Consider the following 10,515-nt stretch of genomic DNA (forward strand, 5'->3'; position numbering starts at 1 on the left):
CTTTTTTTAACTTGCATTGACAGTTAAATAATGGCGTCAATCATTCCATTCACCGCGAGGAGGAACAGGGGTACGCACAGGTGTGCGCGTTAGTTCGTCATCTCTAAGGATTTCACCCCGTAACCACTGGCGAATCGCCACTTCAATTACTTTACTTGGGTCATTGGTGAGATGCTGAATTTGCTTTAGTAACTCGGAGTCTAGCCGGACAGCAATTTCTACCTTATCGGCTTGTGTATTTTCCGCTTTGGTAGTTTTCTCTCTCATATTCATAGGTTTATATACTCTGAATTCTTTGAATTGGTTTTGTCTAAAGCTTTGTAAAGTAGTTATATTCATTATTTGGACTAATTCGCTGAAAAATTTTCAAGGGTACAGTTAAATACTTCCCTGAAATAGCACCAAAGTAACAGCTTTAAGTTTTAAATCACAATTTTTCATATAACTGACTAGACAATGGCTTTAGAAGTTTTGCCGAGAAACCAGCGATTATGAGCAATTACCAGTCGCAATTGCCCACGCTCCCAACACGATCCCTACATGTACTTATTTACATTTATTGTACGCCCCTAGCTGTTGAATACTAGCAGCGACAAATAGACTTTCATAATATTCTTAAATGTCCACCTATTTAGATCGAAAGTTAAAGATGGGGTGAAGAGGGGTATTGGGCATTGGGCGGGAGAGAAATAATAACTTCTAACTCCTAACTCTTTTACAGACAAGGGTTAATCGCGTCTCTACTCCTAACTCTTGTACAGACAAGGGTTAATCGCGTCTCCTAACTCGGCACTAAAAAGCTAGCAGCGTCTTGGCTAAGAAAGCATTAAAATACATTAAGTAAATTGCCCTTTTAACTTTGGTTGCTGCTAAGGCAAAGATAGTATATGACTGACGTTCCCGCAGTTCGCATTCGCAATTTTTGTATTATTGCTCACATCGACCACGGGAAATCAACCCTCGCCGATCGCTTGCTACAAGCTACTGGCACTGTTGAAGACCGACAGATGAAGGAACAGTTTCTCGACAATATGGATTTGGAACGGGAGCGCGGCATTACGATTAAGCTGCAAGCTGCCCGGATGAACTACACAGCCAAAGATGGTCAGCAGTATGTGCTGAACCTAATTGATACACCTGGACACGTGGATTTCTCTTATGAAGTCTCCCGCTCTCTTGTTGCTTGCGAAGGAGCGCTATTGGTAGTAGATGCGTCCCAAGGTGTGGAGGCGCAAACTTTGGCTAATGTATATTTAGCGTTAGAGAATAACCTGGAAATTATCCCGGTTTTGAATAAAATTGATTTGCCAGGGGCTGAACCAGAACGGGTAATTGGCGAAATTGAAGAAATTATCGGTCTAGATTGCAGTGAGGCGATTCTGGCTTCTGCTAAAGAAGGAATTGGTATTGATGAGATTTTAGAAGCAGTTGTCGAGCGGATACCGCCACCGCCAAATACGATAAATGAACGCTTACGAGCATTAATATTTGATAGCTATTACGACAGTTACCGGGGAGTAATTGTGTATTTCCGGGTGATGGATGGCACCGTGAAAAAAGGCGATCGCATCCATTTAATGGCATCTGGTAAAGAATTTGAAATTGATGAAGTGGGTGTCCTTTCTCCGACTCAAAAGCAAGTTGAAGAACTACACGCTGGGGAAGTCGGCTATTTGGGAGCGGCAATTAAAGCTGTAGCTGATGCCCGGGTAGGAGACACAATTACCCTCAGTAAAGCAAAAGCAGATGCACCTTTACCAGGTTACGCAGAAGCGAACCCAATGGTTTTTTGCGGGATGTTCCCGATTGATGCCGATCAATTTGAAGATTTGCGCGAAGCCTTGGAAAAGCTGGAACTCAACGACGCAGCGCTGCACTACGAACCAGAAACTTCCAGCGCGATGGGGTTTGGCTTCCGTTGCGGGTTCTTGGGTTTGCTGCACATGGAAATTGTCCAAGAACGTCTAGAGCGAGAGTATAACCTAGATTTAATCATTACAGCCCCTTCTGTGGTTTATAAGGTGATTACTATTAAAGGTGAGGAACTGTACATCGATAATCCTAGCCGTTTACCTTCTCCCAACGATCGCGAAAGAATTGAAGAACCTTACGTGCAAGTAGAGATGATTACCCCGGAAACTTATGTTGGCACCTTGATGGAGTTGTCACAAAATCGTCGGGGCATCTTCAAAGATATGAAATATCTCGCCCAAGGACGAACCACCCTTACTTATGAGCTACCCTTGGCGGAAGTTGTGACTGACTTTTTCGATCAGATGAAGTCGCGATCGCGCGGTTATGCCAGTATGGAATATCACCTCATCGGCTACCGTGAAAATCCTTTGGTGAAGCTGGATATCATGATTAATGGCGATCCCGTGGATTCTTTGGCGATGATTGTGCATCGAGATAAAGCTTACAACGTTGGGCGGGCAATGGCAGAAAAACTTAAAGAATTAATTCCCCGTCATCAATTCAAAGTGCCAATTCAGGCATCTATTGGCAGTAAAGTTATTGCCAGCGAACACATCCCCGCTTTGCGGAAAGATGTGCTAGCCAAATGTTACGGTGGTGACATCAGTCGGAAGAAAAAACTTTTGCAGAAGCAAGCAAAAGGTAAAAAGCGGATGAAATCTGTAGGTACTGTAGATGTACCCCAGGAAGCCTTTATGGCAGTACTGCGCTTGGATCAAAGCTAATAAAATTCAGGAGTCAGAAGTCAGAATTCAGAATTTAGCTAAATCACGTATTGGCGCGTAGGGTAGGTTCCTCCTGCCGCCTGCCCCCTGCCTACTGTTGATCAGCTTTAACAAAATCACTGTTAAAAAATCTAAAAATTTTAGTAAAAGTACTTACCGCATTGCCCAGACTTGTATTTTTAGGTAAATGTAGTTTGTTAGATACTTATAAAGAGTCGGGGAGTCTAGTAAATGAAGATACTGGTACTGAGTTGGGAGTTTCCACCAAGGATTGTTGGGGGAATTGCGCGACACGTGGCGGAGTTGTACCCGGAACTGGTCAAGCTAGGACATGAAATCCACCTGATTACAGCGGAGTTTGGTCATGCGTCGATGTATGAAGTAGTTGAAGGAGTAAAGATACATCGAGTGCCAGTGGCATATAGCAACGACTTTTTCCACTGGGTAGTCAATCTCAACCTGAGTATGGGAGATCACGGTGGTAAGTTGATTTTAGAAGAAGGGCCCTTTGATTTAATTCATGCCCATGATTGGTTAGTCGGAGATGCTGCGATCGCTCTTAAGCATAATTTTAAAATACCACTAATTGCTACAATTCATGCTACCGAATACGGTCGCTATAACGGTATTCACACAGATATCCAAGGTTATATAAATGGCAAAGAAACCTTGTTAGCTTACAACGCTTGGCGAATTATTGTTTGTAGCGACTATATGCGCCAAGAAGTAGAAAGAGCATTGCATAGTCCTTGGGATAAAATCGATGTCATTTATAACGGTATCCGAGCCGAAAAAAAACAGCATCACATAGATTTTCACGCTCTGGATTTTCGCCGCCAATTTGCCACAGACAATGAGAAAATCGTTTATTACCTCGGTCGCATGACCTACGAAAAGGGTGTACCGATATTACTCAATGCTGCACCTAAAATCCTTTACCAAATAGGGGGTAATGTCAAATTTGTCATCGTTGGTGGCGGTAATACTGACCATCTCAAGCGCCAAGCCTGGAATTTAGGAATTTGGCATCATTGCTATTTTACCGGTTTTCTCTCTGATGAATACTTAGATAAATTTCAAACTGTCGCTGACTGTGCGGTATTTCCGAGTCTTTACGAACCCTTTGGGATTGTCGCTTTAGAAAGCTTTGCTTCTCGTGTACCTGTAGTAGTTTCTGATACTGGTGGTTTTCCAGAAGTAGTGCAACACACCAAAACAGGCATTGTCACTTGGGTGAACAATCCCGATTCTTTAGCTTGGGGAATTTTGGAAGTGTTGAAAAATCCAGGTTATCGCCAATGGCTAATAGATAACGCTTATGAGGATTTAGAGCGACGCTTTAGCTGGTTGAAACTAGCCAAGCAAACAGAGGAAGTGTATCAGCAAGTTGTACAAGAGCGATCGCAAATTGCCTGGTAAGATAGATCCTCGCTTCTTGAAGAAGTTGGGAATCTAAAATTTTATTTGAACTTGCATAAATCCTCAATCAACCTTTGATAAATCCATAGCTAGCACTGCTTCAATTTCTGGAGTAGTGCAAATTTAATCTAGTTTCGGATACCATTTTTAGAATTCCGAAATCAGTAACACTAGAAAAAGCTAATTCATCAAGGACGACTATATGAAACTGCTTCCTTTAGATAAACTAGGAGCTAGAGAAGCCAGTGGTATTGTTGATTTTGGACTATTTCTACCTTGGGTTTCTCAAAAGGATGAAAATCGGTTAATAATTAAAATTATCCATGAAAAAGACCAATTTATCCAAGATATTCCGCCTCTAGAATTTGAACTTAAGCATTCTATTGACTCAGAATATGGTGATTATTGGTCAACTCAGATAGATATCAAAACTCAATCAAAACCCAGTGCTAAATCTGCATGGGGAGAACCAGGTAGATATGTTTACCGCTATTGTTTACAAAATCCCAATCAGGGAGAAATAGATTGGATTATTGACCCTTTTGCCAGAGAATTTGGTGTGGGTAAATTATCTGCCTTCACGCTTGGCTATCAACAATATGAGTGGAGCCAGAAGGAAAAAACCTGGAAAACTCCAAACTTAAAAGATATTGTTCTCTACGAATTGATGATTGATGAATTCGGCAGCAATATTGATGGGACAATTGAAAAACTCGGCTATCTAGCAGATTTGGGAGTTAACTGCCTGGAAATAATGCCAATTTCCAATGTAGCTTTAACAGTAGATTGGGGCTTTTTACCAATTGGCTATTTTGGTGTAGATGAACGATTTGGTAAAAGAAAAGATTTACAAGGTTTAATTGATGCGGCACATCAAAACAACATTGCTGTAATTGTAGATGCCGTTTATGGTCACACTGGTGATAATTTTCCATACTCTTATGTTTACAAAAAACTAGGGTATAGCGATAATCCTTTTATGGGAACATTTGCTAAAGATTTATTTGGCGAAAGCACAGACTATAATCGCAAGTTTACCCAAGACTTTTTCTATACAGTCAATTATCATTGGTTAGATGTTTATCATGTTGATGGCTTTCGCTATGACTGCGTACCCAATTACTGGGATGGTGGTACAGGAGTTGGTTACGCTAACTTAGTTTTTAACACTTATAGAACAGTCAAAGAAAAGATACAAGCTGGCGAGTACTGGCAGAGATTCTTTAACAATGACACAATCAATTTGATTCAGTGTGCTGAACAATTAGAAGGGCCAAAGGAGATTCTCGAACAAACTTATACCAACTCTACCTGGCAAAATGAAACTTTTGGTGCAGCTGAAAGTGTAGCTCATGGAAATAAAGGTGATTTAGCTAAACTTGGTTTTAAACTTGGTCTAGATTGCTATCCCTTGGAGGTTACAAACAACGGTGACAAAATTGCTAAAACAGCGCTGCAATATATAGAAAATCATGACCATTCCCGTTTTGTCTGTAACTTTGGTACGATCGCCCACGATAATGATTTATTACAAGAAGGTAATCGTGACTTGTGGTACAAAGTCCAGCCTTACCTAATTGGGATTTTCACTGGTAAAGGGATTCCGCTACTGTGGCAAGGTCAGGAATTGGCAGAAAACTATTTCCTGCCAGAACAAGGTTTTGGTAGAGTCATGTTGCTTCGACCTGTACGATGGGATTATTTTTACGACCCCATTGGTAAGAACGTACTTTCCTTAGTACGCAAGTTGATTAAACTGCGTCGTCAGCAACCGCAGTTTACGGAAGGTGAATATTTCTTTTACAACGATTACGATCGCTATCATTCCAACAACGTGCTATTATTCTCGCGCAAACATGGTAACAAGTTTAGCCTAGTAGCACTTAACTTTAGCGATCGCGATCAAAATGTACCCTTCTGGTTCCCAATTGCTGGCAATTATCAGGAAGAACTAAATGGTAAAAACAATTTAATCGGCGTTCCTAGTAATTCAGAATATTGGGTAACTATTCCCAGTAACTACGGAAGCATCTGGACAACCAACACCTAATCTGTTTTAGATTTTATCTGGTTGGAATTAAACGCTGTAAGCAATGTAGAGATTTTCGCACAGTAGCGTAGAGAATTAATAATTACTCTGCGTTATTTTGCGTTAAAAAACAGTACAAGCCCTGTACGCTGGAAATTTTACCCTCTATAGTGCGACAGTTAAGCTAACGCGCGTCTCAATTGCACATTTTTTGTTAAGACTGTCATTTGTCATACCAATTTGAAAAAAGAACGCGACAGATACATACAGACATACCTTTGTTCTGTCTGGCTTTCTTAATTTTAAATTTTAAATTTTGAATTTTGAATTTTGAATTGGTATTATTGGTTATTCACAAAGGACAACTGATAAATGACAAAGGACGAATTTCACGAATAAATAAGCAATTAAAATGCGTAATAGCCTAGCAATAATTGCAGTTTGCTCCAGAAGTTTAGTATGACAAAGGCATTCCCAAGCAAAGCAAGGCGCTTGAAAAGTACAGGAATCAAGTTATTGAACATGGGAACCTTCCTCATAACCCGTTTTATCGAAAGCTGGAAACGCTTCTTCCTGGGTGACACTGTTGATATCCGCCCCTCCCCCTCCTTTGATGTCCGTTCCTCCTTAGCGGGCCCAGTCCTGAGTTTAGGTGGGGGAGGCCCCGATGTCGATGATGCTATCCAGTGGATGATTAACCAAGTTAGGGGAGGTCGTAACTCTGGTACTAAAGTTAATGTTGTAGTTCTCCGCACTAATGGTAATTACGATTACAATCGGCTAATTTATGCCATGAGGGGCGTAAACTCTGTAGAAACTCTTGTGGTTAGAAATAGACAAGAGGCAAACAAAGCCGAGATTTTTGAAAAAGTCAAAAATGCTGATGTAGTTTTCTTTGCTGGCGGCGACCAATGTCAATACATCCGCAACTGGAAAGATACCAAGCTGGAAACTGCCGTTAAGTCAGTTTACCTTAAGGGAGGTGGTGTTGGTGGCACCAGTGCGGGTGCAATGATTCAAAGTGAGTATGTTTACGATGCTTGCGCTTCTTCCGAAAAAGGCATTGAAACTAGAGACGCACTCGAAGATCCTTACCGGGACATTACTTTTACTTACAACTTTTTCAATTGGAGTAATTTAAAGGGAACTATCGTAGATACGCACTTCGACAGGCGGGAAAGAATGGGTCGAATTATGACTTTCATTGCCCGTCAAATTAAAGACGGTGTATCTAGCAGTGTTTTAGGTATAGCGGTTAGTGAAAGTACATCGGTTCTTGTGGATAAAAACGGTTTGGTGAAAGTTATGGGTAGGGGTGCGGCATACTTTGTACTTGGCAATCATCTGCCGGAAGTATGCGAACCCCGAACGCCTTTGACCTTTTCCAATTACAAAATTTGGAAAGTTCGCAGTGGCGACACCTTCAACTTGAGAAACAGACCAACCTCTGGGTACTATCTCAGGAGTGTCAAAAGGGGACGGATTGATTCAAATCCCTATTGAATAAGGAGCAGAACTGTTTTATTCCCTAAGCCTTTAAGAGTGTCCTTTGTCATTGGTCATTTGTCTTTTGAAATACAAATAACAAATGACTAATAACTAATGACTAATAACTAATGACTAATGACAACCCTGACGAGTAAACATACAACTTAAATGCGTAACAGCTTATCAATCCTAAACCGTCAATTTGATAGGTTGCTTAGGGTGTCGTCTGCGGTGGATTGGTGGAATTAGGAAATGGAAGAGTTGGTACAATTACAGGCTTTGGTTTTTCGCCTTGCACGCCTTGCAGTTGAATTTGGGCTTGATTGCGACCGTCTATTGCTTGTTGGTAATTAGGCTTGTATTTTATTGCTCGATCGTAAGAAGCGATCGCATCTTGAAACCGTTTCAAATTTAATAGAGCATTGCCTCTGCTAAACCAGCTTTCGGAATGGTCTGGTTTATAACGAACTGCCTTATTATAAGACGCGATCGCATCTTCGTATTTCTGCAATATGTATTGTGAATTTCCCAAATTATACCAGAGTTGATAGTCATTTTGCTTAATTGTTGCCGCTTTATTATAAGCTTTTATTGCTTCTTCATAGCGTTGGTTTTGATGCAGTGACCAGCCCAAATTATACCAAGCTTGATAGTTTCTGGGACTATATTTAATTACTTGATTAAAAGATTCAATTGCTTCTGGATAATGTTGTAAATTCAGTAGTATATTACCTCTAGACAACCAAGCTTGGTAATAATCTGGCTGATATTGTACCGATTTATCATAAGCTGTAAATGCATCTTGATAGCGTTTTAAATTGACTAGTGCATTTCCTAGATTATACCAGGCTTGCTCGTAGTCTGGTTTTAAATCAACGACTTTTTGATAGGCTGCGATCGCTTCTTCATATTGCCTAGAATTCTGCAAAGCTAATCCTTTTTTATACCAAGCTTCATAATTATCTGGTTTGAGTTCAATCGCCTTTTCATAAGACTTAATTGCTTGGTCATATTGGTTTAAATTACTAAAAGCTTCACCTTTAGCATTCCAGACTTCTGAATTGCCATTATTTAATTCTAAGGCTTTGTCAAAAGAGGCGATCGCTTCTTGATATCGCTGTAAATTTCCCAATACAGTGCCACGTCCAATCCAAGCATCTAAATAATCTGGCTGAATTTGAATTGCTTTGTCATAAGCCACTAATGCTTCTTTGTATTTTCTTAATTTATTTAGTGTTTTGCCTTGACCATTCCAAGCTTGAGCATAATCTGGTCTAAGATTAACGGCTTTTTCATATACTTCTAGCGCGTCTTGATAACGTTGTAAATCAAAAAACGTATTTCCTTGTTTAGATAATTCTATGGCATTATTTGAATTAATGTAACTCCAAATAAATATTGATGCTACTCCGCCAACAGTCAGGAAAAATATTGTTAGTAAAATTTTACCTAATATACCTTTTTTGGGTTGAGATTTGTTAATATTTTTTGGTGGAGAAGGAGGAGTTAACGCTATTGTCTGAACAGGTGGTTGTCTTAACTCTTTCAGCGCTTGTAATGCGACAGTTGCCGAAGCATAGCGTTGCCGAAAGTCGTAGCACACCATTTTATCTAAGAATTGAGCAAATTCTGGTGTTACTGTGGCTTTATCATGCCAGATAATTTCATTAGTATCAGCATCTTTTACTATTTCCTCTGCTGATAATCCAGTGAGAGCTTGAATAGCAATTATTCCCGCAGCATAGATATCACTGCTTAATTTTGGCGTACCATGAGCTTGTTCGCCAGGAATATATCCAGGCGTACCAATAGCTACTGTTGCGAGAGTTTGACCTTGAGGAGTAATAACTTGAGTAGCAATTTGTTTCACTGCACCAAAATCAATTAAAATTAATTTGCCATCTGGTTGGCGTCTGAGGATATTGTGGGGATTGACATCACGATGAATTACATTCTGTTGATGGACAAATTCTAAGATTGTCAAAAGTTCTTGTAAAAGTGAAATGACTTCCTCTTGACTGAGGATTTTACCTGATGTTAATTCTTGGCTCAGGTCATGACCTTCGATCAATTCCTGTACAAGATAGAATTCGGCATTTTCCTCAAAGTAAGCTAAAAGTTGGGGAATGCGATCGTGAGTTCCTAATTTATACAGAACTTGTGCTTCCGTATCAAATAAACGCCTAGCTGTTTCCAAAGTTACCGGATCGCTTGCCTGGGGTTTGAGTCTCTTAACAACACATAGAGGTGAACCGGGTAATTGGGTATCACAAGCCACAAAAGTTTCACCAAAACCCCCACCTCCTAAGTTACTAATAATTTGGTATCTTCCTACAAGTATGTTTCCCAGCATCTCGTTTGCCTAGTTAAGTGCGATGCGATCTGATTTCAATCTTGCCACAGGTTGGAGGAATGGGGATTGGGGACTGCTGAGTGCTGAGTGTTGAGTGCTAAGGTTAAAGTTTCGAGTTCAAAGGTTCAACGTCCAAGCAAAAAGGTGCAACTTCCGAGTTCAAAGGTTCAACGCTCAAGCAAAAAGGTGCAACTTCCGAGTTCAAAGGTTCAACGCTCAAGCAAAAAGGTGCAACTTTCGAGTTCAAAGGTTCAACGTTCAAGCAAAAAGGTGCAACTTCCGAGTTCAAAGGTTCAACGTTCAAGCAAAAAGGTGCAACTTCCGAGTTCAAAGGCTCAACGTTCAAGCAAAAAGGTGCAACTTTCGAGTTCAAAGGTTCAACGTTCAAGCAAAAAGGTGCAACTTCCGAGTTCAAAGGTTCAACGTTCAAGTAAAAAGGTGCAACTTTCGAGTTCAAAGGTTCAACGTTCAAGCAAAAAGGTGCAACTTTCGAGTTCAAAGGTTCAACGTTCAAGCAAAAAGGTGCA

At 40.4% G+C, this 10,515-nt stretch carries 7 protein-coding genes; 4 read left to right on the plus strand and 3 right to left on the minus strand.

Annotation, left to right across the window (positions count from 1 at the left end; genetic code table 11):
* Positions 1-36: 36 nt before the first annotated feature.
* On the minus strand, positions 37-273 hold the full coding sequence (locus V7K56_RS19325; RefSeq protein WP_334912577.1) for a hypothetical protein: 237 nt from the start codon (positions 271-273) through the stop codon (positions 37-39).
* A 614-nt stretch (positions 274-887) separates the two neighbouring features.
* Here V7K56_RS19325 and lepA point away from each other — a divergent pair.
* The 4 genes from lepA to V7K56_RS19345 all read left to right on the plus strand — a co-directional run bounded on the left by lepA (position 888) and on the right by V7K56_RS19345 (position 7,650).
* Positions 888-2,699, plus strand: coding sequence for a translation elongation factor 4 (lepA, locus tag V7K56_RS19330; RefSeq protein WP_334912579.1), 1,812 nt, complete (start codon positions 888-890; stop codon positions 2,697-2,699).
* A 231-nt stretch (positions 2,700-2,930) separates the two neighbouring features.
* Entirely contained in the window at positions 2,931-4,118 is a 1,188-nt protein-coding gene (locus tag V7K56_RS19335; RefSeq protein ID WP_334912581.1) for a glycosyltransferase family 4 protein, read from the plus strand.
* Positions 4,119-4,320: 202 nt separating this feature from the next.
* On the plus strand, positions 4,321-6,168 hold the full coding sequence (locus V7K56_RS19340; RefSeq protein ID WP_334912583.1) for an alpha-amylase family glycosyl hydrolase: 1,848 nt from the start codon (positions 4,321-4,323) through the stop codon (positions 6,166-6,168).
* 438 nt (positions 6,169-6,606) lie between these two features.
* Positions 6,607-7,650: a cyanophycinase gene (locus V7K56_RS19345; RefSeq protein ID WP_334912585.1), complete on the plus strand. Its 1,044-nt coding sequence runs from the start codon at positions 6,607-6,609 to the stop codon at positions 7,648-7,650.
* A 199-nt stretch (positions 7,651-7,849) separates the two neighbouring features.
* On the opposite strand, the gene V7K56_RS19350 is transcribed toward V7K56_RS19345, so the two are convergent.
* The gene (locus V7K56_RS19350; RefSeq protein ID WP_334912587.1) at positions 7,850-9,988 is read right to left on the minus strand and encodes a tetratricopeptide repeat protein; all 2,139 of its coding nucleotides are present in this window, start codon (positions 9,986-9,988) and stop codon (positions 7,850-7,852) included.
* A 103-nt stretch (positions 9,989-10,091) separates the two neighbouring features.
* Positions 10,092-10,515 (minus strand): hypothetical protein (locus tag V7K56_RS19355; RefSeq protein ID WP_334912589.1); only part of this gene is annotated, 424 nt, incomplete at its 5' end.

The sequence above is a fragment of the Nostoc sp. genome (assembly GCF_036917535.1).
In the GTDB taxonomy this organism is placed as follows: domain Bacteria; phylum Cyanobacteriota; class Cyanobacteriia; order Cyanobacteriales; family Nostocaceae; genus Nostoc.